At 74.4% G+C, this 24,488-nt stretch carries 18 protein-coding genes, 1 pseudogene and 1 riboswitch; of the genes and pseudogenes, 9 read left to right on the plus strand and 10 right to left on the minus strand.

Annotated elements, in window-relative coordinates:
* Positions 1–156: 156 nt before the first annotated feature.
* Positions 157–2,292 (minus strand): NB-ARC domain-containing protein, encoded by a 2,136-nt coding sequence (locus tag AB0K17_RS27345; RefSeq protein WP_365984615.1) that lies wholly within the window; start codon positions 2,290–2,292, stop codon positions 157–159.
* Positions 2,293–2,327: 35 nt separating this feature from the next.
* Positions 2,328–2,720, minus strand: coding sequence for a hypothetical protein (locus tag AB0K17_RS27350; protein ID WP_365984616.1), 393 nt, complete (start codon positions 2,718–2,720; stop codon positions 2,328–2,330).
* Between the two features lie 190 nt (positions 2,721–2,910).
* Here AB0K17_RS27350 and AB0K17_RS27355 point away from each other — a divergent pair, with 190 nt between their 5' ends.
* Positions 2,911–3,849 (plus strand): trypsin-like serine protease, encoded by a 939-nt coding sequence (locus AB0K17_RS27355; protein ID WP_365967269.1) that lies wholly within the window; start codon positions 2,911–2,913, stop codon positions 3,847–3,849.
* Between the two features lie 51 nt (positions 3,850–3,900).
* On the opposite strand, the gene AB0K17_RS27360 is transcribed toward AB0K17_RS27355, so the two are convergent.
* The 4 genes and pseudogenes from AB0K17_RS27360 to cobN all read right to left on the minus strand — a co-directional run bounded on the left by AB0K17_RS27360 (position 3,901) and on the right by cobN (position 9,742).
* Entirely contained in the window at positions 3,901–4,623 is a 723-nt protein-coding gene (locus AB0K17_RS27360) for a hypothetical protein (RefSeq protein ID WP_365967268.1), read from the minus strand.
* Positions 4,623–5,879, minus strand: a complete 1,257-nt coding sequence (locus AB0K17_RS27365; RefSeq protein WP_365967266.1) for a VWA domain-containing protein — start codon at positions 5,877–5,879, stop codon at positions 4,623–4,625. The genes AB0K17_RS27360 and AB0K17_RS27365 overlap by 1 nt, the downstream gene beginning before the upstream one ends.
* Positions 5,880–5,912: 33 nt before the next feature.
* Positions 5,913–6,035: pseudogene (locus AB0K17_RS27370) on the minus strand (restriction endonuclease); the annotation flags it as partial.
* Between the two features lie 104 nt (positions 6,036–6,139).
* Positions 6,140–9,742: a cobaltochelatase subunit CobN gene (gene cobN / locus AB0K17_RS27375; RefSeq protein ID WP_365984617.1), complete on the minus strand. Its 3,603-nt coding sequence runs from the start codon at positions 9,740–9,742 to the stop codon at positions 6,140–6,142.
* Positions 9,743–9,767: 25 nt separating this feature from the next.
* Positions 9,768–9,904: riboswitch (cobalamin riboswitch) on the minus strand.
* A gap of 114 nt (positions 9,905–10,018) precedes the next feature.
* On the opposite strand from cobN, the gene AB0K17_RS27380 reads away from it, so the two are divergent.
* Genes AB0K17_RS27380 through AB0K17_RS27390 form a run of 3 tightly spaced genes read left to right on the plus strand, consistent with a single transcriptional unit; the run spans position 10,019 to position 13,454 of the window.
* Positions 10,019–11,302, plus strand: a complete 1,284-nt coding sequence (locus tag AB0K17_RS27380; RefSeq protein WP_365984619.1) for a cobalamin biosynthesis protein CobG — start codon at positions 10,019–10,021, stop codon at positions 11,300–11,302.
* On the plus strand, positions 11,299–11,949 hold the full coding sequence (locus AB0K17_RS27385; RefSeq protein ID WP_365967263.1) for a precorrin-8X methylmutase: 651 nt from the start codon (positions 11,299–11,301) through the stop codon (positions 11,947–11,949). Before AB0K17_RS27380 ends, AB0K17_RS27385 begins: the two co-directional genes overlap by 4 nt.
* On the plus strand, positions 11,946–13,454 hold the full coding sequence (locus AB0K17_RS27390) for a precorrin-2 C(20)-methyltransferase (RefSeq protein ID WP_365984620.1): 1,509 nt from the start codon (positions 11,946–11,948) through the stop codon (positions 13,452–13,454). The genes AB0K17_RS27385 and AB0K17_RS27390 overlap by 4 nt, the downstream gene beginning before the upstream one ends.
* Positions 13,455–13,499: 45 nt before the next feature.
* Here the strand turns inward: AB0K17_RS27390 and alaS are convergent, their stop codons facing one another.
* Positions 13,500–16,160 (minus strand): alanine--tRNA ligase, encoded by a 2,661-nt coding sequence (gene alaS / locus AB0K17_RS27395; RefSeq protein WP_365984621.1) that lies wholly within the window; start codon positions 16,158–16,160, stop codon positions 13,500–13,502.
* Between the two features lie 145 nt (positions 16,161–16,305).
* Entirely contained in the window at positions 16,306–17,361 is a 1,056-nt protein-coding gene (gene tsaD, locus AB0K17_RS27400; RefSeq protein ID WP_365967275.1) for a tRNA (adenosine(37)-N6)-threonylcarbamoyltransferase complex transferase subunit TsaD, read from the minus strand.
* A 235-nt stretch (positions 17,362–17,596) separates the two neighbouring features.
* Here tsaD and cbiE point away from each other — a divergent pair, with 235 nt between their 5' ends.
* Genes cbiE through AB0K17_RS27415 form a run of 3 tightly spaced genes read left to right on the plus strand, consistent with a single transcriptional unit; the run spans position 17,597 to position 20,483 of the window.
* The gene (cbiE, locus tag AB0K17_RS27405; protein WP_365967409.1) at positions 17,597–18,850 is read left to right on the plus strand and encodes a precorrin-6y C5,15-methyltransferase (decarboxylating) subunit CbiE; all 1,254 of its coding nucleotides are present in this window, start codon (positions 17,597–17,599) and stop codon (positions 18,848–18,850) included.
* Complete coding sequence (cobM, locus tag AB0K17_RS27410) at positions 18,847–19,614, plus strand: precorrin-4 C(11)-methyltransferase (protein WP_365984622.1); 768 nt, start codon at positions 18,847–18,849, stop codon at positions 19,612–19,614. Before cbiE ends, cobM begins: the two co-directional genes overlap by 4 nt.
* Before the next feature lie 47 nt (positions 19,615–19,661).
* Positions 19,662–20,483 carry a MerR family transcriptional regulator gene (locus tag AB0K17_RS27415; protein ID WP_365984623.1) on the plus strand — a complete coding sequence of 274 codons (822 nt, stop codon included), beginning with the start codon at positions 19,662–19,664 and terminating at the stop codon, positions 20,481–20,483.
* A 26-nt stretch (positions 20,484–20,509) separates the two neighbouring features.
* Here the strand turns inward: AB0K17_RS27415 and AB0K17_RS27420 are convergent, their stop codons facing one another.
* Positions 20,510–21,652 carry a cobalt-precorrin-5B (C(1))-methyltransferase gene (locus tag AB0K17_RS27420; RefSeq protein WP_365967413.1) on the minus strand — a complete coding sequence of 381 codons (1,143 nt, stop codon included), beginning with the start codon at positions 21,650–21,652 and terminating at the stop codon, positions 20,510–20,512.
* Positions 21,653–21,712: 60 nt separating this feature from the next.
* Here AB0K17_RS27420 and AB0K17_RS27425 point away from each other — a divergent pair, with 60 nt between their 5' ends.
* Complete coding sequence (locus tag AB0K17_RS27425; protein ID WP_365984624.1) at positions 21,713–22,468, plus strand: cobalt-precorrin-6A reductase; 756 nt, start codon at positions 21,713–21,715, stop codon at positions 22,466–22,468.
* A 3-nt stretch (positions 22,469–22,471) separates the two neighbouring features.
* Here the strand turns inward: AB0K17_RS27425 and AB0K17_RS27430 are convergent, their stop codons facing one another.
* Entirely contained in the window at positions 22,472–23,980 is a 1,509-nt protein-coding gene (locus tag AB0K17_RS27430; protein ID WP_365984625.1) for an SDR family NAD(P)-dependent oxidoreductase, read from the minus strand.
* Positions 23,981–24,192: 212 nt separating this feature from the next.
* On the opposite strand from AB0K17_RS27430, the gene AB0K17_RS27435 reads away from it, so the two are divergent.
* Positions 24,193–24,432: a chaplin gene (locus tag AB0K17_RS27435; RefSeq protein WP_365984627.1), complete on the plus strand. Its 240-nt coding sequence runs from the start codon at positions 24,193–24,195 to the stop codon at positions 24,430–24,432.
* Positions 24,433–24,488: the final 56 nt, after the last annotated feature.

The following is a 24,488-nucleotide window of genomic DNA, read 5'->3' on the forward strand; positions in this document are numbered from 1 at the left end:
ATCAGCCACCGGCGGCCTGCAGACGACGTATCACCCCCGCGGGGTCCGGGCGCAGCACGGCACTTCGTCTGCGGGCGCGTCGTGGCTTGTCGCGCAGTTCCCCGCGCCCCTACGGGGCGCCGTGGTGGCGCGTGACGAAGATCCGCCGGACACGGCCTAGCCCTCCCCCAGCGCTTCGAGTCGTTCGCGCAGCTCCGCCTCCTTGGGACCGCCGTCCAGGGCGTGCAGCTCCAGGGCACGGGCCAGTTGCCGGCGCGCCGGCGTGCGGCTGCCGTCCCGCAGGGCGAGGTCGGCGAGGGTCTCGCGGACCTGCGCCTCGTAGGGTCGGGCGCGCTGCCTGCGCAGCGCCCACGCCGCGCGCATCAGGATGCGTACGGCGATCCGTGTGTTGCCGGCGTGCACGTGCGCCACGCCAAGGGCGGCCAGGGCCCGGCCCGCCATCCGGCGGTCGCCGATCGCCGCGAGCCGGTCGTGCGCGTCGGCCAGTGTCGCCAGGGCCCGGCCGTGCTCGCCCGTCGCGTCCTGCGTGCAGCCCATGAAGTACAGGACGAGCGCGACACCACGCCACTGCCCGGCCTCGGCGTTGAGCGCGAGGGCCTCCTCGTACTGGGCGAGGGCCGTGGCCGGCTCGCGCGCGTCCCAGTAGCGGGCGGAGAACTCGCGCACCGACGCGCGCAGCACGAGATCGGGCGTGCCGTCCGCGAGCTCCAGGGCCCGGTCGAGCTCCTTGCGCGCCTCCCCGGAGCGGCCGATGTCCATCAGCGGCCGGGACAGCAGGCTGCGCAGCCGCGCCTCCAGGGCCCGGTGCCCCAGCCGGGCCGCGGCATCCGCGCCCAGCCTGCCGGATTCGATCCAGTCCGTCAGGTGCCGGTGGTTGAGGTACAGGGCGGTCAGGCCCTCGGCCAGCTCGGCCGCCTGCCGGTCCAGACCGCGGGCGACGGCGGTGCGTAGCACGCCGAGGGCGCCCGCGCGTTCGGCCTCCAGCCAGTCCAGTGCCCGGTCACGGGCGTCCGGCCCCGGGAAGGGGTCCTCGTGCCCGGCGAGCAGCACCGAATGATCCGTGATGCGCAGCCGGTCGGCCGGCATCACCGCCCGGTCGGCGAAGGCGGTGCGGACGGTGTAGTGGTCGACGAGCCGGCACAGCGCCGCGTGCCGGGCCTGATCGTCGTCGGTCTCCGCGAGGGCGCGGGCGTGCAGGCGGACGAGGTCGTGCATGGTGTAGCGCCCTGTCGGCCGCCCGGCGACGATCTCCTCGTCGACGAGGCTGGCCGCCCGCAGCTCCTCCAGCAGCGGCCCGACGGCGGCTCTGTCGCTGTCGTCCAGGGCGACGGCGGCATCGAGGTGGAACGTACGCCCGGGCAGCAGCCCCAGCAGCCGGTACAACCGCAGCGCGGTGGGCGGCAGATGCCGGCAGGCGACGCCGAGTGCGGCGGAGACGCTGTGGCGTGGGTCGTCGGAGCCGTTGGAGAGCGTGGCCAGTCTGCTGCTCTCGGCCTCCAGTTCCTCCAGGACGAAGGCGAGGCCGAGCCGAGGCCGGCCGGCAAGCCGTGCACCGACGACCTTCAGGGCCAGTGGCAGCCCCTGGCAGCGCTCGACCAGCCGGGCCGCTGCTTGCGCTTCGGATGCCACGCGGTGGGCGCCGCAGAGCGTGGCCAGGAGCTCCAGCGCGTGCGGGGCGTCGAGCGGTTCCAGCGGCATGAGGTGGGCGCCGTCCATCACGAGTTCCTCAAGACGTCGATGGCTGGTGACGACGACTGCGCTCCCGGCCGCAGCGGGGATCAGCGCACTGGCCTGTGCGGGGTGGGTGACGTTCTCGAGGACGAGCAGGATCGGTCCGCGCTCGCGTGTCTTGTCACGGTAGCGGGCCGCCAGTTCGGCGCCCGGCACCGACAGGTACCGGTCCGCCACGCCGAAGGCACTGCGCAGGACGTGGGACTGTGCGCCACGGACGTCCGCGCCGCCACCCGAAACCCCGGCGAGCTCGGCGAAGTCCACGTACAGCACGCCGCCGGGATATAAGTCGCCCATGTCCTCGGCCGAGCGCAGAGCAGTGCTCGACGTGCCGACGCCCGGCATGCCGCTGAGGACGACCATGGCCGTACTGCCCCCGGTCAACCGACCGCGCAGCGCATTCAGTTCCTGAGCGCGGTTGACGAAGCGAAGGGGAGCGGCGGGCGGCTGGTAGGTCATCTCCGGCGGCCGCTCCCGCGCCGGGGAACGGTAGTCGTTGATCGTGATGTTGCCTCCGGCCTGGAATGCCTGATCGGCGGTGCCGGAAAAGTCGTTGTGCACCTCCTGTGCTTCGGGCTCCCGCGAAGCGGGCGGGGTCACCGCGTGCCCGTCACGTTGATGTTCTGTCCCTGGTACAGGGTGCGCACCCGCGCGTTGCCCGACACCGTGTTGTTGACGGTGACCGTGTCGCCGGCCACCGCGATGTCCGCGGCGCGGGCGCTCTGGAGCCACTGGCGGAATTCGGTGGCCATGGCCTCGTCGTGGAGCATCCGTCCGAACAGCATGGCGGCCAGTGCCTGCGTCTCCTGCGGGCTGGCCGGGTCGAGCGGCAGGGGCACGGTCCCGGCGGTCGTGGTGCCGTCCTCGTGGCCGCGGCCGAAGGTGCGCCGGGCGAGGTCGGCCAGGGATCCCCAGATCCGGCGTCCGACCTCCGTGCCGGCGGCTCCGGCGGCGGCCGTGACCGCGGTCGTGACTGCTTCGAGCGACATCGGATCGACCATCACGTACTCCCCACCCCATGGGCCGTCTTTGGTGCCCCACAGGCTACCGGCCGCCACTGACAGTGCTGTGCGTCGTTGTGATGAATCCTGTCGCGTCGACGACTCACCACTGCCGTCCCGGCAGCGGCAGGATGACACGCTCGCTCCGTCCGTCCCTGCCTGCAGGAAGGAACCGTCCATGCGCCACAGACCTCTCGTCATACGCGGACGTCTCGCTGCCGTCCTCGCCGGTCTGCTGCTGACGGCGGCGACCGCCCTCGTCCACGCCCCGGCCGCGGCGGCGGCCGGCGGTCCGCGCGCCTCGGCCGCCACGGCGGAGGCGTACTGGACCCCGGAGCGCATGAAGGCGGCGCTGCCGGCCGAGGCGGCCGGCAGACGCCCCGGCGCCGTTCCGGGGGATCCCGTACCGCCCAGTCATCCCTTCGACGGGCTGCCGCAGGTCGGTACGTTCTTCTGGACCGACGGGCAGAACACCGGCCGTTTCTGCGGCGGTACGGTCGTGCGCAGCCCGCACCGCGACCTGGCCGTCAGTGCCGCGCACTGCCTGCGCTCGCCGGATCCGAAGAAGCGGCTGTCGTTCGTGCCGCAGTACCACGACGGCCTGAAGCCGCACGGTGTCTTCCCGGTCGAGGACATCTACATCGACCAGCGCTACTACGACCTGGGCACGAACGGCGGTGCCCGCTGGGACTTCACGATCGTGCGGATGGGGCCGCGCGCGGACGGTGCGGACGTGCAGGAGGCGGTGGGCGCCTTCGACCTGGCGATCCGGCCGGGGTACGACCACCGGGACGTGCGTCTGATCGGCTATCCGGGCAGCAGTGACGCGAAGTACCCCAAGCCGCTGGACTGCACCTCCTCCACGCACCGCTACACCAGCACCGATCCGGCCGCACCCGGTGACTTCCTGGAGATCGCCTGCGCGGGTTACGTGGGCGGCACCTCGGGTGGCCCGTTCCTGGTGCGGTGGGCCACCGGGTATGCGGTCGTGGGGGTCATCGGCGGCTACCACACCGGTGGGGACACCCCGGACATCTCCTACAGCTCGTACTTCACCGAGGATCTGCTGGAGCTGTATCTGCAGGCCGTCGACGGCGAGGAGTCCGCACGGCCCTGATGCCCGGCGTGCCGGTGGCGGCGCCCCGGGGCCGGGGCGCCGCCACCGGTGTCACCTGCGCCGCGGGTGACGGGTGAGGGTGTAGCCGCCGATGGCGGCCAGGGCGCACAGGACGGCGCCGCCGAGGGTCCAGCCCCAGCGGCCCGACCACCAGCTGCCGTTCCAGCCGTCCTCGGGTTCGGTGACGGCGGCCGCGTGCAGCGGCGCCCCGAGCGAGCCGCCCTCGGCGCGCGCCCCGCCGGCGTCGTCCGCCGTGACCTGCATCTCGGCGTGCACGGGCAGGCCCATGTCGCGGTCGGGTGCGTCGGCGACGGTCAGGCGCACGTAGTACGCGCCGGGCAGCGGGTCGTTGGCCCACCGCTCGGCCCACGGCCGTACCGTGCGCAGCGTGCAGGTGAGCGTGACGGAGGCCTCCTCGCGCGCCGCTCGCTGCGTGGGTGCGCCGGAGGCGCACGCCTGCCGGCGGCGCAGCCCGTCGAAGACGTCCAGCTGCCAGGTGGACGTGCCGTTGCGGGTGGCCGACTCAGGCAGGTTCACGGTGGCCTTGACCGTGGGCTGCTGCCCGGCGCCCGCCGGGAACTGCCAGTAGAGGTAGTCGCCGGTGGAGGCGTCGGCGGTGGCCCGCTGACCCTGTTCGACGGCGACGGCGGTGCGGAAGGCGGTACCGGCCTCGCTGGGCGCGGGCCTGCCCTCGTCGGCGGTGGCGGCGGGGCCGAGGCCCAGCAGCACCGCACCGGCGGCGACCGTGGCCGCCAGGAGCCGCTTGACGTACATCAGTTCTCCCTCCACACGGCCACGCGCCAGCGCGCCAGCCAACCCCACAGCAGACCGGCCAGCAGGCCCGTGCCGCCGAGGACGAGCAGCAGCACCCAGCCGCGGCCGAGGCCGAAGGCGGCGAGGTCCGAGGGGTCGTCCGGGCCCTTGACGACGTCGACGGCCAGCTCGACCGGCAGGCCCGGTTCGCGCTTGACCGAGGGCGGGGCGGCGAAGGACTGGGAGACCTCCAGGCACACCGTGCGCGGGTCCTTGTCGTCCTTCGAGGCCCGGTAGACGGGACGGCGCAGACCGGCGGACATCACGTCGGTGCGGCCGTTGCCGGCGTCGGAGCCCCGTACGAGCTCCTGCCCGCCCTCGCTCACGGCCCGCAGCAGCACGCCGTAGTCGCGCTCGACGGCCCGGTCGGCGGCCACACTGACGGAGGCCCGCAGCTCCTGGCCGGGCTTGACCTTCACGCGGTACCAGCGGTGCTCGCCGAACCGCTCCCGGTCGGTCCAGATGCCGGCGCCGATCTCGGGCGCGGTGGCGCAGGAGGCGCCGCCCTGGGTGGCCCGCGGCGTCTGGACGGGGGTGTCGGCCCGCTTGACGAGCTGCTTGATGCGGCCGGAGAGCTCCTTGCGGTGGTGCACGGTGGTGTACGTGCCGCCGGTGGCCTCGGCGATGCAGCTGAGCTGCTCGCGCGTCTTGTCGTCGGCGGCGAGGCCGAGCGTGTCGACGGTCAGGTGGGTGCCCTTGGCGGCCAGTTCACGGGCCACGTCGCACGGGTCGGGCTGGCCGCAGGAGTCCTCGCCGTCGGTGATGAGGACGATGCGCCGGGTGCCGCCCCCGACGTCCAGGTCCTGATCGGCGCCGCGCAGCGCGTACCCGATGGGCGTCCAGCCCGTCGGCTGCAGCCGCGCCACGGAGTTCTTGGCCTCGGTCCGGTTGACGGCCCCCACCGGGTGCAGCTGCTCGCTGTCCCGGCAGCCGATGGCCTTGTCCTCCCCGGCGTACGTCGCCCCGAGCGTCCGGATCCCCAGCCGCACACCCTGCGGCACGGAATCGATGACCTCGTTGAACGCTTCCTTGGCCGCCGCCATGCGCGACTGCCCGTCCACGTCCTGTGCCTTCATCGAGCCACTGACGTCGAGCACGAGCTCGACCTTCGGCGAGTCCTTGGAGGGCCCGTCGGCGGCGCTCGCGGGCACCGCACCCCCGGCAAAGGCGGCCAGCAGGGCACAAATCCCCGCTGCCGCCCGTTTCCTGTAGATCATTCAGGTGATCCTATGGAAAGCGGAGCCCGACCCTCAAAACGTGCGGTGCCGGGCCGGCGGCCCCAGCCCGAGCACCTGGTGCAGGCTCCGGCCCTCTTCCGCCCAGGCCCGCAGCCGCTCCCGGTCCACCCAGTGCACTCCGTGGCGGTCGCCCCATATCCGTCCCGGCGTCAGGCCGAGACCGTGCCCCGGCCCGGGTAATCCCCCAGTCATGGGAGAGCACTCCAGGCCGGGGCACCGTCGGCTACGCGTCGATCACCTCATTCGGCGCCGTCCGCGCCGCCCTCCAGGTTGCCCTCGGTCTCCAGGAAGACCTGCCGCAGGGCTTCGAGCGTCCCGGCGTCGGGCTTGGCCCACATGCCGCGGCTCTCGGCCTCCAGGAGGCGTTCGGCGATGCCGTGCAGGGCCCAGGGGTTGGCGTCCTCCAGGAAGGAGCGGTTCTCGGGGTCGAGGACGTAGGTCTGGGCGAGCTTGTCGTACATCCAGTCGGGGACGACACCGGTGGTGGCGTCGTATCCGAAGAGGTAGTCGACGGTGGCGGCGAGTTCGAAGGCGCCCTTGTAGCCGTGGCGGCGCATGGCCGCGATCCAGCGGGGGTTGACCACGCGGGCGCGGAAGACGCGGGAGGTCTCCTCGACCAGGGTGCGGGTGCGGACGGTCTCCGGGCGGGTGGAGTCGCCGATGTAGGCGGCGGGCGCGGTGCCGCGCAGGGCCTTGACGGTGGCGACCATGCCGCCGTGGTACTGGAAGTAGTCGTCGGAGTCCGCGATGTCGTGCTCGCGCGTGTCGGTGTTCTTCGCGGCGACGGCGATGCGCTTGTAGGCGCTCTCCATCTCCTCGCGGGCCGGGCGGCCCTCCAGGCCGCGGCCGTAGGCGTAGCCGCCCCAGACGGTGTAGACCTCGGCGAGGTCGGCGTCGGTGCGCCAGTCGCGGCTGTCGATGAGCTGGAGCAGGCCGGCGCCGTACGTACCGGGACGGGAGCCGAAGATGCGGGTGGTGGCGCGGCGTTCGTCGCCGTGGGCGGCGAGGTCGGCCTGGGCGTGGGCGCGCACGTGGTTGTGCTCGGCGGGCTCGTCGAGGGAGGCGACGAGGCGTACGGCGTCGTCGAGCAGGCCGATGACGTGCGGGAAGGCGTCGCGGAAGAAGCCGCTGATGCGCAGGGTGACGTCGATGCGGGGGCGGCCCAGTTCCTCCAGCGGTACGGCTTCGAGCCCGCTGACGCGCCGGGACGCCTCGTCCCACACCGGGCGTACGCCCAGCAGGGCCAGGGCCTCGGCGACGTCGTCGCCGGCGGTGCGCATCGCGCTCGTGCCCCACAGGGACAGGCCGACCGACTGCGGCCAGGTGCCGTTGTCGGTGCGGTAGCGCTCCAGCAGGGAGTCGGCCAGGGCCTGGCCGGTCTCCCAGGCCAGGCGGGAGGGGACGGCCTTGGGGTCGACGGAGTAGAAGTTGCGGCCGGTGGGCAGCACGTTGACCAGGCCGCGCAGGGGCGAGCCGGAGGGGCCGGCCGGGACGAAGCCGCCGGCCAGGGCGTGGACGGCGTGGTCGAGCTCGTCGGTGGTGCCCGCCAGGCGGGGGGCGACCTCACGCGCGGCGAAGTCGAGGACGGCGGCGACCTGTTCGCCGCGCTCGGTGGGCACGGCCGCCGGGTCCCAGCCTGCCGCCTCCATGGCCTCCACCAGGGCGCGGGCCTCGGCCTCCGCGTCGTCCGCCGTCGTGCGCGTCGCGGCGGACTCGTCCAGGCCGAGCGCCTCGCGCAGGCCCGGCAGGGCCGCGGTGCCGCCCCAGATCTGGCGGGCGCGCAGGATGGACAGGACGAGGTTGACGCGGGCCTCGCCGGTGGGCGCGGCGCCCAGCACGTGCAGGCCGTCGCGGATCTGGGCGTCCTTGACCTCGCACAGCCAGCCGTCGACGTGCAGCAGGAAGTCGTCGAAGCCGTCGTCGTCCGGGCGCTCGTCCATGCCGAGGTCGTGGTCGAGGCGGGCGGCCTGGATCAGCGTCCAGATCTGGGCGCGGATCGCCGGGAGCTTGGCCGGGTCCATGGCGGAGATCTGGGCGTACTCGTCGAGCAGCTGCTCCAGGCGCGCGATGTCGCCGTAGGACTCGGCGCGCGCCATGGGCGGGACGAGGTGGTCGACGAGGGTGGCGTGGGCGCGGCGCTTGGCCTGGGTGCCCTCGCCGGGGTCGTTGACGAGGAAGGGGTAGACCAGCGGCAGGTCGCCGAGGGCGGCGTCGGGGCCGCAGGCGGCGGACAGGCCGGCGTTCTTGCCGGGCAGCCATTCGAGGTTGCCGTGCTTGCCCAGGTGGATCATGGCGTCGGCGCCGAAGCCGCCGTCCTCCTGGGAGGCGGCGATCCACCGGTAGGCGGCGAGGTAGTGGTGGGAGGGCGGCAGGTCGGGGTCGTGGTAGATGGCGATGGGGTTCTCGCCGAAGCCGCGCGGGGGCTGGATGAGGATCAGCAGGTTGCCGCGGCGCAGCGCGGCCAGCACGATGTCGCCCTCGGGGTTGCGGCTGCGGTCGACGAACATCTCGCCCGGGGCGGGGCCCCAGTGCTCCTCGACGGCCTCGCGCAGCTCGGCGGGCAGGGCGGCGAACCAGCGCCGGTAGTCGGCGGCCGGGATGCGCACGGGGTTGCGGGCGAGCTGCTCCTCGGTCAGCCACTCCTGGTCGTGGCCGCCGGCCTCGATCAGGGCGCGGATGAGCTCGTCGCCGTCGCCCGACTCCAGCCCCGGAACCGCCTCGTCGCCGAAGTCGTAGCCCTCCTCGCGCAGCCGGCGCAGCAGGGCGACGGCGCTGGCGGGGGTGTCCAGGCCCACGGCGTTGCCGATGCGGGAGTGCTTGGTGGGGTAGGCGGACAGGACGAGCGCCAGCCGCTTCGCGGCCGCCGGGATGTGCCGCAGCCGGGCGTGGCGCACGGCGATCCCTGCGACGCGGGCGGCGCGTTCGAGGTCGGGCACGTAGGCGGGCAGGCCGTCCTCGTCGACCTCCTTGAAGGAGAACGGGACGGTGATGATGCGCCCGTCGAACTCCGGTACGGCCACCTGGGTCGCGGCGTCCAGCGGGGAGAGGCCCTCGTCGTTCTCCTCCCACGCGCTGCGCGGGCCGGTCAGGCACAGCGCCTGCAGGATGGGGACGTCGAGGGCGGCCAGCGCCCCCGCGTCCCACGACTCGTCGTCGCCGCCGGCCGAGGCGTCCGCGGGTCGCGTGCCGCCGGCGGCGAGCACGGTGGTGACGATGGCGTCGGCGTCGCGCAGCGCGTCCACGAGCTCCGGCTCGGGGGCGCGCAGGGAGGCGACGTACAGCGGCTTGGCGCGGCCGCCGGCGTCCTCGATCGCGCCGCACAGGGCCTCGACGAAGGCGGTGTTGCCGCTCATGTGGTGGGCGCGGTAGTAGAGCACGGCCACCAGCGGGCCGGCCGCCCCCGGCTTGGGCGTGCGCTCCAGCTCGCCCCACGCGGGCGCGGCGGCCGGCGGCTCGAAGCCGTGCCCGGTCAGCAGCACGGTGTCGGACAGGAAGCGGGCGAGCTGCTCCAGGTTGGCGGGACCGCCGTGGGCGAGGTAGGCGTGGGCCTCGGCCGCGATGCCGACGGGGACGGTGGAGGTCTCCATCAGCTGGGCGTCGGGGGCCTGTTCGCCGGTGAGCACGACGACCGGCCGCGGCCCGGCCAGCAGCACGTCGAGCCCCTCCTGCCAGGCGCGGATGCCGCCGAGGAGCCGGACGACGACGAGATCGGCGCCCTCCAGGAGGCCGGGCAGCTCGTCCAGCGGCAGCCGGGCGGGATTGGCGAGCCGGTAGGGGACCGGGCCGCCGGCGGCACGGGCACTGAGCAGGTCGGTGTCGGACGTCGACAGGAGCAGGATCACGGCAGGCCTTCCTCGGGGTCCGCGCCCCGGGCGGTGGGAGGACGGCAGGAGTTCCTGACTTCCCACGGCAGTACTCGGCGTACTCGACCGTGGTCACAGTGGCGGGACCGTGCCGGAATCGCACCGGCTTCCTCCCCTGTCGCCGTCGCTGGCGCAGTCATAGTAGCGAGGCGGGGTGACTTCGGCCCGTCCGGCTTCGAGGACACCGCGCGCAGCGCGGCATTCGGCCCCGGGGGCGGAGCCCCGCAGGCCACGACCCGTCGGTATGCTCCCCGCATGCCCGCCCTGCCCGCTCGTGACCGCGCCGACGCCTGTCCCGGCGCGCTGCGTCTGCACGCCGCGGACGACGGGGCGCTCGCCCGGGTGCGGCTGCCGGGCGGGCTGCTGACGGCGCACCAGGCCGCCGCGCTGGCGGATGCCGCCGAGGCGCTGGGGGACGGCCACCTCGACCTCACCTCCCGTGGCAACGTCCAGTTGCGCGGCCTCGCGGACGCCTGCGGCGCCGAGCTGGCCGCCCGGCTGCGCGCCGCGGGCCTGCTGCCGTCCGACCGTCACGACCGCATCCGCAACATCGCGGCCTCCCCTCTCGGCGACGGCCGCGTACCGCAGTGGGTCCGGGAGCTGGACCGTCTCCTGTGCTCGGGCGAACCGGACCTCTCCGACCTCTCCGGTCGTTTCCTCTTCGGTCTGGACGACGGGCGCGGCGACATCGTCGCCCTCTCCCCCGATGTGACGTTGATCGCAAGCGCCGACGGTGCCCTGCTGTGCCACGGCCCCACCGGTCCCGGCCTGCGCGTCGCCGACCGGGACGCCCCGCGGGCGGCGGCCCTGGCGGCCGCCGGGTTCCTCGCCGCGCAGCGCGCGAGCGGTACGCGCGCCTGGCGGCTGCGCGAGCTGCCGTCCGAACACCGGCCCGCACCCGAGGACTTGGCCCGGCGTCTGGACGCCGCCGGTATCCCCTCCTGCCCCGCCGCCGTCGCCGTCGCCCCCGGCGCCCCGCCCGGGCCGGGCGTGGTCACCGGCCCCGGCGGCCGGCCGGCCCTGTCGGTGGCCGCCCCGCTGGGCCGGCTGACCGCCGCCCAGGGGCGGCTGCTCGCCGGCACCGCCGACCGGTACGGCGACGGCGGGCTGCGTGTGACACCCTGGCGCGGCGTCATCGTCCCGGGGCTCGCGCCCGGTACGGATCCGCAGCCGCGGGCGCACCGAGCCGCCGCCCTGGCGCAGGAGGCCGGGTTGGTCACGTCCGCGGCGTCCGCCTGGCATCGCGCGGGGGCCTGCGCGGGCCGCCCGGGCTGTGCGAAGGCACTCGCCGACGTGCGCGCCGACGCGGCCGCCGCGCTCGCGTCCGTACGCCCTGGTGGCTCGGGGGCGTTGCCGGTGTACTGGTCCGGGTGCGAACGGCGCTGCGGGCACCCCGGTGGCCGCTGGGTCGACGTGCTGGCGACGGGCGAGGGGTCCTACCGGGTCACCGTGCGCGACGGCCTGCGGGAGGCACCGTCGGTGACGGTGACGGCGGCAGAACTGGCCGGCGCGGTGGCGGCGGCCCGTACCACGACATGAACGAGGGCAACGAGGGCACAGTGTTCGACTACGACAAGGACGGCGCGTCCATCTACCGCCAGTCCTTCGCCACCATCCGTGCCGAGGCGGACCTCGGCGGGCTGCCGACGGACGTCTCCCGGGTCGCGGTCCGCATGATCCACGCCTGCGGGATGACCGATCTCGTCCGCGACCTCTCCTACTCCCCGCAGGTGGTGGCGAAGGCACGCGAGGCGCTGTGCGCCGGTGCACCGATCCTGTGCGACGCCAACATGGTCGCCTCCGGCGTCACCCGCAAACGGCTCCCGGCGGACAACGAGGTGCTGTGCACCCTGACCGACCCGGCCGTGCCCGAGCTCGCCGCCCGCATGGGCACCACGCGCAGTGCCGCCGCGCTGGAGCTGTGGCGCGAGAAGCTGGGCGGCGCGGTGGTGGCCGTCGGCAACGCGCCGACCGCCCTGTTCCGGCTGCTGGAGATGGTGGCCGAGGGCGCGCCGCGCCCGGCGGCGGTGCTGGGCATCCCGGTCGGCTTCATCGGCGCGGCCGAGTCCAAGGACGCCCTGGCCGCCAACGACCTGGGGCTGGAGTACCTGGTGGTGCGGGGGCGGCGCGGCGGCAGTGCCATGGCCGCGGCCGCGATCAACGCGATAGCGAGCGAGGAAGAGTGAGCGAGAAGCCCAGCACGACCGGCCGGCTCTACGGGGTGGGGCTCGGCCCGGGCGACCCCTCGCTGATGACCCTGCGGGCCGTCGAGTGCATCACCGAGGCGGACGTGGTGGCGTACCACAGCGCCCGGCACGGCCGCAGCATCGCCCGCTCCATCGCCGAACGCCACCTGCGCCCCGGCCACATCGAGGAACCGCTGGTCTACCCGGTGACCACCGAGACCACCGACCACCCCGGCGGCTACCGGGGCGCGATGGAGGAGTTCTACGAGGAGGCCGCGGCCCGGCTGGCCGCCCACCTCGACGCGGGCCGCACCGTGGCCGTCCTCGCCGAGGGCGACCCGCTCTTCTACAGCTCGTACATGCACATGCACAAGCGCCTCGCCGACCGCTACCCCACCGAGGTGGTGCCGGGCGTCACCTCCGTCAGCGCGGCGGCGGCCCGCCTGGGCGAACCGCTGGTGGAGGGCGAGGAGGTGCTGACGATCCTGCCGGGCACACTGCCCGAGGAGGAACTGACGGCACGCCTGGCCGCCACCGACTCGGCGGTGGTGATGAAGCTCGGCCGCACCTTCCCCGCCGTGCGCGGCGCACTGGAGCGCTCGGGCCGGCTGGCGGAGGCCCGGTACGTGGAGCGGGCGACGATGCCCGGCGAACGCACCGGCCGCCTGGCCGACGTCGACCCGCAGTCGGTGCCGTACTTCTCGGTGGCGGTGCTGCCGAGCCGCGTGGATGCGCCCCCCGTCGCGGACGGCGGCGAGGTGGTCGTCGTCGGCCTCGGCCCGGCGGGCCCGCAGTGGCTCACCCCGGAGGCCCGCGGCGCACTGGCGGCCGCGCAGGACATCGTCGGCTACAGCACGTACGTGGACCGGGTGCCGGTGCGCCCGGGACAGCAGCGCCACGCCTCCGACAACAAGGTCGAGTCCGAGCGCGCCGAGTTCGCCCTCGACCTCGCCCGCCAGGGCCGGCGGGTGGCCGTGGTCTCCTCCGGCGACCCCGGCGTCTTCGCGATGGCGACGGCCGTCCTGGAGGTGGCCTGCGAGGGCCCCTACCGCGACGTACCCGTCCGCGTCGTCCCCGGCATGACCGCGGCCCACGCCGCGGCCTCCCGCGCCGGCGCCCCGCTCGGCCACGACTACGCGGTCGTCTCCCTCTCCGACCGCCTCAAGCCGTGGGAGGTCATCGCCGGGCGCCTGCACGCCGCGGCCGCCGCGGACCTGGTGCTCGCCCTGTACAACCCCGGCTCGCGCAGCCGCGTATGGCAGGTGGGCAAGGCCCGCGACCTGCTCCTGGAACACCGGGCACCCGACACCCCGGTGGTCATGGCCCGCGACGTCGGCGGCCCGACGGAACGCATCCGCATCGTCTCCCTCGGAGAGCTCGACCCGGCGGAGGTCGACATGCGCACGCTCCTCATCGTGGGCTCGACCCAGACGCGCCGGGTACGGCGCGGCACGGACGGCACGGAGGAGATCGTCTGGACGCCGCGGCGGTATCCGGAGGGGTAAGGGCCCGGCTCCTACCCCAGCTACCGCTGGGGCAGGAGCCGCGGCTCAGCCCGCCGCCGGCGCACCGCCCACCAGCCCCCGCAATCCACCCAGCGTCGCCCCCAGGGCTTCCGCCGGCACCCCGCCCCCCTGGGCCACCTCTGCCGTGCCGCCGCCGCGGCCGCCCAGGAGGGACTTCACCAGCGTTGCGGCCGACAGACCGGCCGTTGTCGCCGCGCCGTTGAGGGCGACGGCCAGGACCGTGCGGCCGCCGTCCGTCGTTGCGCCGATCGCCGCGACGCCCGGGCGGGACGCCGGCAGGCGGTCGCGCACCGCCAGTGCCAGGGCGCGGGCGTCGGCGTCCGTCGTGGCGGTGACGACGAGCGTGCCGTGCACGTCGGTGGCCGCGGCGGCGAGTTCCGTGGCGCGGGCGAGGGCCGTTTGCCGGCGGAGGTCCTCGGCGCGTTGGTCGGCGGCCTTGAGCCGGTCCAGGAGGCCGGCCACGCGCTCGGGCAGCTGGGCGCGGGGGGCCTGGAGCTGTTCGGCGAGGCGGGTGACCAGGTCGCGTTCGCGGGCGAGGTAGCCGAAGCCCTCGAAGCCGACCGCGGCCTCCAGGCGGCGCATGCCGGTGCCGACGGAGGTTTCCGAGGTCAGGGCGAGGAGCCCGATCTGCGCGGCGTGTTCGACGTGGGTGCCGCCGCACAGTTCGCGGGACCAGGCGCCGCCGATCTCCACGACCCGCACCTGTTCCCCGTACGTCTCGCCGAAGAGGGCGAGGGCACCGAGCTCCTTGGCCTGGGGCAGGGACATCCAGCGCACGTCGACCGGCAGGTCGCGGCGCAGGGCGCGGTTGGCGGCCTCCTCGATCTCGCTGCGGGCGGCGGGGCCGAGGGCGCCGCGCCAGGGGAAGTCCAGGCGCAGGTAGCCGGGCCGGTTGTAGGAGCCGGACTGCAGGGCGGTGGGGCCGAGGACCTGCCGCAGGGCGGCGTGCAGCACATGGGTGCCGGAGTGGGCCTGCCGGGCGCCCAGGCGCCATTCGGGGTCGACGGCGGCCCGTACGGTGTCACCCACCGCGAGTTCACCGGAGGTCACCCGCACCTGGTGCACCACCAGTCCCGGCAGGGGCCGCTGGACGTCGAGCACCTCGGCTTCGACCGATGCCCCGGTCAGGGCGCCGGCGTCGCTGTCCTGGCCGCCGGACTCGGCGTAGAAGGGGGTGCGGTCGAGGACGACGGAGGCGATCCGTCCGGTGGCCAGGGTCCGCAGCGGGCCGGTGGGTCCGAGCACGGCGAGCACCCGGGAGTCGGTCGTCAGCGTGTCGTACGCCCGCCAGTCGGTCGGCCCGTGCGCGTCCAGGACGGTGCGCAGGGCACTGGTGTCGAGGGCCCCGCCGGACTTGCGGGCGCGGGCGTCGGCGCGGGCGCGCTCGCGCTGCTCGGCCATGAGGGCGGTGAAGCCCTCGCGGTCGACCTCGACGCCCTGTTCCTCGGCCATCTCCAGGGTGAGGTCGATGGGGAAGCCGTAGGTGTCGTGCAGCAGGAACGCCTTGGGGCCGGGCAGCAGGTGGCCGCCCTCGGCCTTGACCTCGGCCACGGCCGCATCCAGCACGGTCGTGCCCTGGCGCAGCGTGGCGCGGAAGGCGTCCTCCTCGGCGTACGCCTGCTGGGAGATACGGGCGAAGTCCTCGGCGACCTCGGGGTAGCCGGCCGCCATGCAGTCGCGGGCGGCCGGCAGCAGTTCGGGCAGGGCCGGGTCCTCGTACCCGAGCAGGCGCACCGAGCGCACGGCGCGGCGCAGGATGCGGCGCAGGACGTAGCCGCGGCCCTCGTTGCCGGGCGCGGTGCCGTCGGCGAGCAGCATCAGGGCGGTGCGGACGTGGTCGGCGACCACGCGCAGCCGTACGTCGGCTCGGTGGTCGGCGCCGTAGCGGACGCCGGTGAGCTCGGCGGCGCGCTCGAGGACGGGCCGGGTCTCGTCGATCTCGTAGAAGCTGCCGGCGCCCTGCAGCAGGGTGGCCATGCGCTCCAGGCCCATGCCGGTGTCGATGTTGCGGCGGGGCAGTTCGCCGAGGATCGGGTAGCCGGTCTTGCCGGGGCCCTCGCCGCGCTCGTACTGCATGAAGACGAGGTTCCAGAACTCCATGTAGCGGTCCTCGTCGACCGCCGGGCCGCCCGCGCGCCCGTGGGCCGGGCCGCGGTCGTAGTACAGCTCGGAGCAGGGGCCGCAGGGGCCGGGCACGCCCATGGACCAGAAGTTGTCCTCGTCGCCGCGGCGCACGATGCGCTCCTCGGGCAGCCCCGCCACGCGCCGCCAGATCGCCGCGGCCTCGTCGTCGGAGTGGTGCACGGTGACCCAGATGCGCTCGGTGTCGAGCCCGTAGCCGCCGTCGGCGACGGGGGAGGTGGACAGCTCCCAGGCGTGGGAGATGGCCTCCTCCTTGAAGTAGTCGCCGAAGGAGAAGTTGCCGTTCATCTGGAAGAACGAGCCGTGCCGCGTGGTCTTGCCGACCTCCTCGATGTCGAGGGTGCGCACGCACTTCTGCACGCTGGTGGCACGCGGCCACGGCGGCGTCGCCTCGCCGGTGAGGTACGGCTTGAAGGGCACCATGCCCGCGTTGACGAACAGGAGCGTCGGGTCGGGCGTGGGCAGCGGGGCGCTGGGGACGACGGTGTGGCCGCGCGCGGCGAAGAAGTCGAGGAAGCGGCTGCGGATGTCGGCGGTGCGCAAGGTGCCCTCCAGGGCTCTCGACAGGGGCGGTTCGTCGGGCGGGCGTCGGTGACCGGTCGTCGGGCGGGTCGTCGGGCGGCGTCGGTGACCGGTCGTCGGACGGTTCGTCGGAACGGACGTCGGTGACCGGTCGTCGGGCCGGTCGTCAGGCGGCGCGGGCGCGGCCGGCGGTGGGGTGGAGCGTGGCGTACTCCAGGGGCGCGGACGGGTCGATCGACACGTCGAGCGGCGCGGGCTCGGCCCCCGCACGCACCAGCAGGTCGCCGACGGCGGCGATCATCGCGCCGTTGTCGGTGCACAGGCGCAGCGGCGGCACGCGCAGCTCGATGCCCGCAGCATCGCAGCGTTCCTGGGCCAGGGCCCGGACCCGGGAGTTCGCGGCCACGCCGCCGACCACGACGAGCGTGCCGACGCCGTGGTCGGTGCAGGCGCGCACGGCCTTGCGGGTGAGGACGTCGGCGACGGCCTCCTGCAGGGAGGCGGCGCCGTCGGCCACCGGCAGCGGCCGGCCGGCGGCGCGGTGCTGCTCGGCCCAGCGCGCGGCGGCGGTCTTCAGGCCGGAGAAGGAGAAGCCGTACGGGTCGTCGCGGGGGCCGGTCAGCGGCCGGGGGAAGGCGACGGCGCCCGGGTCGCCCTCGCGGGCCGCCCGGTCGACGGCGGGCCCGCCGGGGTAGGGCAGCCCGAAGACGCGGGCGACCTTGTCGAAGCACTCGCCGGCGGCGTCGTCGAGGGTGTCGCCCAGGTGCACGATCGGGTCGCGGGCGAGGTCCCGTACGAGGAGCAGGGAGGTGTGGCCGCCGGAGACGATCAGCACCATGCAGGGGTTGGGCAGCGGGCCGTGTTCGAGGGTGTCGGCGGCGACGTGTCCGGCGAGGTGGTGCACGCCGTACAGCGGTACGTCGAGCGAGTAGGCCAGGGACTTGGCGGCGGCGACGCCGACCTGCAGCGCGCCGGACAGGCCGGGGCCGGTGGTCACGGCGACGGCGTCGATGTCGCGCAGGGTCAGCCCGGCGTCGGCGAGGGCCGCTCGGACGACCGGGTTGGCCGCGTGCACGTGCGCCCGTGCGGCGATCTCCGGGACGACGCCGCCGTAGCGGGCGTGCTCGTCCATGCTGGACGCCACCGCGTGGCCCAGCAGCCGCCCGTCGCTGACGAGACCGGCGCCGGTCTCGTCGCAGGACGACTCGATACCCAGCACCACCGGTGAACGCCTCACGGCCACGCCTCCGCCTCCTGCCATGAATATGTAAGTGCACATTGTATGCAACAAGCGCCTGCCGGCCCTTCCCATACCCGACGCAAGCCGACCACCTGAATCACCGCGTCCCCCTGCCGGTGATCGGCAGGGGGGCCTTTGCGTCCTCGTCCCCGCAGGTCAGTAGAGTTCCCGTGCCCCTGATCGCCCGATCGCCGCCGGAATTTCGAGGTACGCCGCCGTGAGCCAAGCCCCCGCCCCCGTGACGGTCGTCGGCATCGGCGCGGACGGCTGGGAGGGCCTCGCCCCCCTCTCGCAGCAGGCGCTGCGCGAGGCCGAGGTCCTGATCGGCGGCGGGCGGCAGCTCGACCTGCTGCCGGCCGGCGAGTGCGCCGGCGAGCGCGTGGCCTGGCCCTCGCCGCTGCGCCCCGCCGTCCCGGGTCTGCTGGCCGCGCACGCTGGGCGCCGGCTCTGCGTCCTGGCCAGCGGTGACCCCATGTTCTTCGGCATCGGCCGCACCCTGGCCGAGGTGCTCGGCGGAACCGAGCGGCTGCGCGTGCTGCCGCACCCTTCCTCCGTCTCCCACGCCTGCGCCCGGCTGGGCTGGCCCCTGGAGGAGACCGAGGTCGTCAGCGCCGTGGGCCGCCCGCTGGCCGCGCTCGCCGCGGCGCTGCACGACGGCCGTCGGCTGCTGCTGCTCAGCGCCGGCGCCGGCACGCCCGCCGAGGTGGCGCACCTGCTGTGCGAGCGCGGCTTCGGGCCGAGCCGGTTGACGGTTCTCGAACAGTTGGGCGGCGAGAGCGAGCGCCGTACGGACGGTACGGCCGAGGACTGGCCCCACCCGCCCGGCGACGCCCTCAACGTCGTCGCCGTCGAGTGCCGGCGCGCCCCCGGCGCACCCCGGTTCGGGCTCACCCCCGGCCTGCCGGACGACGCCTTCGCCCATGACGGCCAGCTGACCAAGCGCCACGTACGGGCCGCCACGCTCGCCGCCCTCGCCCCCGCCCCCGGTGAACTGCTGTGGGACGTCGGCGGCGGCTCCGGCTCCATCGCCGTCGAGTGGATGCGTGCCCACCGCTCCTGCCGGGCCGTCAGCATCGAGCGCGACCCCGTACGCGCCGGGCGCATCACCCGCAACGCCGACACGCTCGGCGTCCCGGGACTGCGCGTGGTCACCGGCGCCGCCCCCGCCGCGCTCGCCGGGCTGCCCACGCCCGACGCCGTCTTCATCGGCGGCGGCCTGACCGCCCCCGGGCTGCTGCAGGCGTGCTGGGACGCCCTGCCCGCCGGCGGCCGGCTCGTCGCCAACACCGTCACCCTGGAGTCCGAGGCGCTCCTGGCCGCCTGGTACCGGCGGCACGGCGGCGACCTGATCCGCCTGGCCGTCGCCCACGCCGTCGGCGTCGGCGGCTTCACCGGCTGGCGGCAGGCGATGCCGGTCACCCAGTGGGCGGTCGTGAAGTCCGCCCCGAACGAAGGAGAGTCCCCCGCATGACCGTGTACTTCATCGGTGCCGGCCCCGGCGCCGCGGACCTCATCACGCTGCGTGGCGCCCGGCTGCTCGCCCGCTGCGGGGTGTGCCTGTACGCCGGCAGCCTCGTACCGCCGGAGCTGCTCGCCGAGTGCCCGCCGGACGCCCGGCTCGTCGACACCGCCCGCCTCGATTTGGACGCGATCACGGCCGAGTTCGTCCGGGCGCACGAGGCCGGGCAGGATGTCGCCCGCCTGCACTCCGGCGACCCGTCGGTCTACAGTGCCGTCGCCGAGCAGATGCGCCGCCTGGACGCCGCCGGCATCCCGTACGAGATCGTGCCCGGCGTGCCCGCCTTCGCCGCGGCCGCGGCCGCGCTCGGCCGCGAACTGACCGTGCCCACCGTCGGCCAGACCGTCGTCCTCACCCGCGTCGCCCAGCGCGCCACCCCGATGCCGCCCGGCGAGGACCTCGCCACCCTCGGCCGCAGCGGCGCCCTGCTGGTGATCCACCTGGCCGCCCGGCACGCCGACCGCGTCGTCGCCGAACTGCTGCCCCACTACGGGCCCGACTGCCCCGCCGCCGTCGTCGCCATGGCCAGCCGCCCCGACGAGATCGTGCTGCGCGGCACCCTCGCCGGCATCGCCGACCAGGTGCGGGCGGCGGGCGTCGTACGCACGGCGGTCATCCTCGTGGGGCGCACCCTGGCGGCCGAGCAGTTCCCCGACAGCTTCCTGTACTCCACCGAACGCGACCGCGACACCTGCGGCCGTACCGTCCAGCCGTGAGCGGTGCTTGACCCTCACACCGTGTCAGGGGGTGAAGTGATCCCACCATGTTCACCATCGGAGACTTCGCCCGCCACGGCCGGGTGTCCGTGCGCATGCTGCGCCACTACGACACCCTGGGACTGCTGCGCCCCGCCCGCACCGACCCGCACAGCGGCTACCGGTACTACGCGGCCGGCCAGCTGTCCCGCCTCAACCGCATCATCGCCCTCAAGGACCTCGGCTTCACCCTGCAACAGGTGCTGACGATCGTCGACGAGGAGGTCGGCACCGAGGAACTGCGCGGCATGCTGCGGCTGCGCCGCGCCGAACTGGCCGCCGCCGTCGACGCGGCCACGGCCCGGCTCGGCCAGGTCGAGGCGAGGCTCCGCACCATCGAGAGCGAGGGTCGCATGAGCAGCGACGACGTGATCGTCAAGAGCGTGCCCGCGGTACGGGTCGCCGAACTGAGCGCCCCGGCCGCGAGCTACGGGCCGCACGACATCTCCCCCGTGGCCGTACCGCTCTTCGCCGAGCTGTGCCGCCGGCTGCAGACGGCCGGCGTCGAGGTGACGGGACCGGGCATCGCCCTCTACGAGGACGCGCCCGACGGCGAGGGGATCATCGTGCGCGCCGCGATGCCGGTGGCACCGGACACCCGGGGCGACGGCTTCACCATCACCGACCTGCCGGCCCTGCCCGAGGCGGCCACCATCGTCCACCGCGGCCTGATGGACGAGTGCCTGCCCACCTTCCAGACGCTGGCCCGCTGGATGGAGGCCGCCGGCTACCGCTCGACGGGCTACGCGCGCGAGCTGTACCTGGAGTACGACCCGGCCGACCCGGCGCGCTGCGTGACCGAACTCCAGGAACCGGTCACGCGGGTCTGACCCGTACCCGGAGGACTGACCCGTCCTCAGCCGCCGCGCGGGCCCCTGGCGTCCGCGCGGCCCACGATCGTGCCCGCGCGGTCGATGCACAGGACGTCGACCGCGACCGGCGCCCCGCGCAGCACCCCCAGCGCCTCCTCGCGTGCCGCCGCGGCCACCAGGTCGCCCAGCGGCACGCCCCGCGCCGCGCACAGCTGCAGGGCCTCCAGGCCCGTGTTGGCACAGGTCACCGCCGCGGCCAGCGCCTCGTCGGCGCCGCCGTGGCGGGCGAGTTCCGCCAGGAACTCCTTGTTCACCTGCGAGCGCGACGAATGCAGGTCCAGATGCCCGGCCGCCAGCTTCGACAGCTTGGCGAACCCGCCGGCGATCGTCAGCCGGTCCACCGGATGCCGGCGGATGTACTTCAGCACCGCCCCCGCGAAGTCCCCCATGTCCAGCAGGGCATCCTCCGGCAGCCCGTGCACCGCCACCGCGACCTTCTCCGACGTCGACCCCGTACACCCCGCCACGTGCCGGCGGCCCGCGGCCCGGGCGACGTCCACGCCGCGGCGGATGCTGTCGATCCACGCCGAACACGAATACGGGACGACGATGCCGGTCGTCCCCAGGATGGAGATGCCGCCCAGGATGCCCAGGCGGGGGTTCCACGTCGAGCGGGCGATCTCCTCGCCGTGGTCGACCGACACCTCGATCTCCACGTCGCCCGTGCCGCCGTGCCGGGCCGCCACCTCGGCGACGTGGTCGCGCATCATCGAGCGCGGCACCGGGTTGATGGCCGGCTCGCCGACCTCCAGCGGCAGCCCCGGCCGGGTCACCGTGCCCACGCCCGGACCGGCCCGGAAGACCACCCCCGAACCGGGCGGCAGCAGCCGCACCGTGGCCCGCACCAGCGCGCCGTGCGTGACGTCCGGGTCGTCGCCGGCGTCCTTGACTATCCCCGCCATCGCACTGCGGCCGTCCGCCTCCAGCCGCTCGGCGGCCAGCGCGAAGGCCGGCGTCTGGCCCTTGGGCAGGGTGATGCCCACCGGGTCCGGGAAGTCGCCGGTCAGCAACGCGGTGTACGCGGCCGTGGTGGCCGCCGTGGCACAGGCGCCCGTCGTCCAGCCGTGCCGCATACCGGTGTGCTGCAACTGCGCGGAACGCCCCCCGGCGGACGCGGGAGCACTCATGAACGACCCCGCACGTACGCTGGGGCGAGCACCGGACACCGACGGAAGGACGACCCCGCCGTGAGCGGCGCCGAGCGCCACATCCTCATCCTGGGCGGCACCACCGAGGCCCGCCGCCTGGCGGCCGAACTCGCCGCCGACCCCGCCCTGCGCGTCACCAGCTCGCTGGCCGGACGCGTCGCCGCACCCCGGCTCCCGGCGGGGGAGGTACGGATCGGGGGCTTCGGCGGCCCCGAGGGCCTCGCCCACTGGCTGCGCGAGCAGCACGTCGCCGCGCTCATCGACGCCACCCATCCCTTCGCCGGCACGATCAGTTACAACGCGGCCCGGGCCGCCGCCGCGACCGGCGTACCCCTGCTGGCCCTGCGCCGCCCAGGCTGGACGGCGCAGCCGGGCGACGACTGGCACGACGTCGCCTCCCTGGCCGACGCGGCCCGGACCCTGCCCGCCCTGGGCGAGCGGGTGTTCCTGACCACGGGCCGGATGGGCCTGGGCGCCTTCGCGCACCTTGAGGATAAGTGGTTCCTGGTCCGCTCCGTGGACGCCCCCGAGCCCCCGATGCCACCGCGCACCGAGATCGTCCTGGACCGGGGCCCGTTCACCCTCGAAGGAGAACGCGAACTCCTCGCCCGGTACGCCGTCGACGTCCTGGTGACGAAGGACAGCGGCGCGACGGCGACGGCCCCGAAGCTGACGGCGGCGCGCGAGGCGGGCATCCCGGTCGTCATGGTCCGCCGCCCGCCGACCCCGGAGGGCATCCCGGTCCGCCGCGACCCGGCGGGGGCGGTGGAGTGGGTGCGCGGAACTCTGGGGTGAGGTCTACCAGTTGGACTTGCGGTAGTCCTTCAGGAAGCACCCGTACAGGTCCTCGCCCTCCTCGCCGCGCACGATCGGGTCGTAGACGCGGGCCGCGCCGTCGATGAGGTCGAGGGGGGCGTGGAAGCCCTCGGCGGCCAGGCGGAGCTTGTCGTAGTGGGGGCGCTCGTCGGTGATCCAGCCGGTGTCGACCGAGGTCATGAGGATCTTGTCGGTCTCGAACATCTCCTGGCCGCTGGTCCGGGTCACCATGTTCATCGCGGCCTTGGCGGCGTTGGTGTTCGGGTGCCCCGCGCCCTTGTAACCGCGGCTGAAGACGCCCTCCATGGCGGAGACGTTGACGACGTACGCGCGACCGCTGGCCGCCCGCCGGGCCGCCTCGGCCATCGCCGGGCGCAGCGCGCTGATCAGGATGAACGGCGAGGTGTAGTTGCACAGCTGGGTTTCGAGCAGCTCCACCGGGGAGATCTGGTCGATGGTCTGCACCCAGGTGTTGGTCTCGACGACGTCCGGCAGCAGGCCGCCGGCGTCGATGGCGGTGCCGTCGAGGTGGCGTTCGAGGCTGGCGTTGCCCGCGACCAGGGCGAGGTCGGCGACCTTCTGGGCGTCCAGGCCGCTCGCGCCCAGCGGCAGCGCCGCCAGGCCGTCGACGGCGCCGGAGTTGAACGCGCCGATGACGTGGTGGGCGGGCAGCTCGCCGGCGGGCAGCGGGGCGCCCTCGCCTTCGACCAGCGCGGCGTAGGCGCTGGGCAGCCGGCGCACGGTCTGGGTGGCGTTGTTGATCAGGATGTCCAGCGGGCCGGCCTCGGCGACCTGCTCGGCGAGCGCGACGGCCTGGGCCGGGTCGCGCAGATCGATGCCGACGACCTCCAGGCGGTGCATCCAGTCCGCCGAGTCCTCCATCGCCTTGAAGCGGCGGATGGCGTCCTTGGGGAAGCGGGTGGTGATCGTGGTGTGGGCACCGTCACGCAGCAGCCGCAGTGCGATGTACATGCCGATCTTGGCCCGGCCGCCGGTGAGCAGCGCGCGCCTGCCCGCGAGGTCGGCGCGGGCGTCGCGCTTGGCACGGTTCTCGGTCGCGCAGCTCGGGCAGAGCTGGTGGTAGAAGTAGTCGACCTCGACGTACCGCGTCTTGCAGACGTAGCAGGAGCGCGGGCGCTGGAGGATCCCGGCGATCTTGCCGGCCTCGGTGATCGAGGACGGCAGGATGCCCTCGGTCTCGTCGTCGATGCGGGCGGCGGAGCCGGTGGCAGTGGCCTCGGTGACCTTGCGGTCGTTGGCGGTCTTGGCGGCACGGCGCTCCTGGCGGCGGCGCTGCTTGACCGTGCGGTAGATGCCGGAGGTGGCGCGCCGGACGGTGATCGCGTCGGGGTGGTCCACCGGCAGTGCGTCGAGCTCCTCCAGCACGGCGAGGCAGATGGCCATGCGCTGGGGGTCTATGCCCGGGGTGGTGGGGTGTGCCGTGTCCGACAGGTGGCCCGCACCGTCGTTCTTCTCTTCAGTGACGGTCATGACCGCTGTCGTTTCCCAGTCCGCTTGTCCGAAAAATCTCCCAGGAAACTGTACGCAGGTGGGCCCGGCAACTCCAAACCTGATTCCGGACCATTACATCGGACTTATTGATCTTTCCGGGTTAATTGCGGGCAGTCGATCCCTTTTTCGGCCAACTCCTACGCAAACGGCGGCCACACTTGCCTCTCAACACTCCTTAGAAAGGTTTAGCCATGTCGCGTATCGCCAAGGCAGCCGTCCTGACCGCCGCCGTCGGCACCGCTGTGTTCGGCGTCGCCGGTGTCGCCTCCGCCGACGCCGGCGCGCAGGGTGCGGCCGTCGGCTCCCCGGGCGTCATCTCGGGCAACGTCATCCAGGTCCCGATCCATATCCCGATCAACATCTGCGGGAACTCGATCGACATCGTCGGCCTGCTGAACCCGACCTTCGGCAACACCTGCATCGCCGGCTGACCGGTCGGCCGACGCAACACCCCCAGCGCGCGTCACAGCCGGACGCGTACCGCGCG

The sequence above is a fragment of the Streptomyces sp. NPDC049585 genome, from assembly GCF_040675615.1.
GTDB lineage: Bacteria > Actinomycetota > Actinomycetes > Streptomycetales > Streptomycetaceae > Streptomyces > Streptomyces luteosporeus.

Bases quoted from the DNA above. Each gene is read 5' to 3' on its own strand.
- AB0K17_RS27350 (WP_365984616.1), bottom strand. From the start codon at position 2,720: ATGTCGCTCGAAGCAGTCACGACCGCGGTCACGGCCGCCGCCGGAGCC.
- AB0K17_RS27355 (WP_365967269.1), top strand. From the start codon at position 2,911: ATGCGCCACAGACCTCTCGTCATACGCGGACGTCTCGCTGCCGTCCTC.
- AB0K17_RS27360 (WP_365967268.1), bottom strand. From the start codon at position 4,623: ATGTACGTCAAGCGGCTCCTGGCGGCCACGGTCGCCGCCGGTGCGGTG.
- AB0K17_RS27365 (WP_365967266.1), bottom strand. From the start codon at position 5,879: ATGATCTACAGGAAACGGGCGGCAGCGGGGATTTGTGCCCTGCTGGCC.
- AB0K17_RS27380 (WP_365984619.1), top strand. From the start codon at position 10,019: ATGCCCGCCCTGCCCGCTCGTGACCGCGCCGACGCCTGTCCCGGCGCG.
- AB0K17_RS27385 (WP_365967263.1), top strand. From the start codon at position 11,299: ATGAACGAGGGCAACGAGGGCACAGTGTTCGACTACGACAAGGACGGC.
- cobM (WP_365984622.1), top strand. From the start codon at position 18,847: ATGACCGTGTACTTCATCGGTGCCGGCCCCGGCGCCGCGGACCTCATC.
- AB0K17_RS27415 (WP_365984623.1), top strand. From the start codon at position 19,662: ATGTTCACCATCGGAGACTTCGCCCGCCACGGCCGGGTGTCCGTGCGC.
- AB0K17_RS27420 (WP_365967413.1), bottom strand. From the start codon at position 21,652: ATGAGTGCTCCCGCGTCCGCCGGGGGGCGTTCCGCGCAGTTGCAGCAC.
- AB0K17_RS27430 (WP_365984625.1), bottom strand. From the start codon at position 23,980: ATGACCGTCACTGAAGAGAAGAACGACGGTGCGGGCCACCTGTCGGAC.
- AB0K17_RS27435 (WP_365984627.1), top strand. From the start codon at position 24,193: ATGTCGCGTATCGCCAAGGCAGCCGTCCTGACCGCCGCCGTCGGCACC.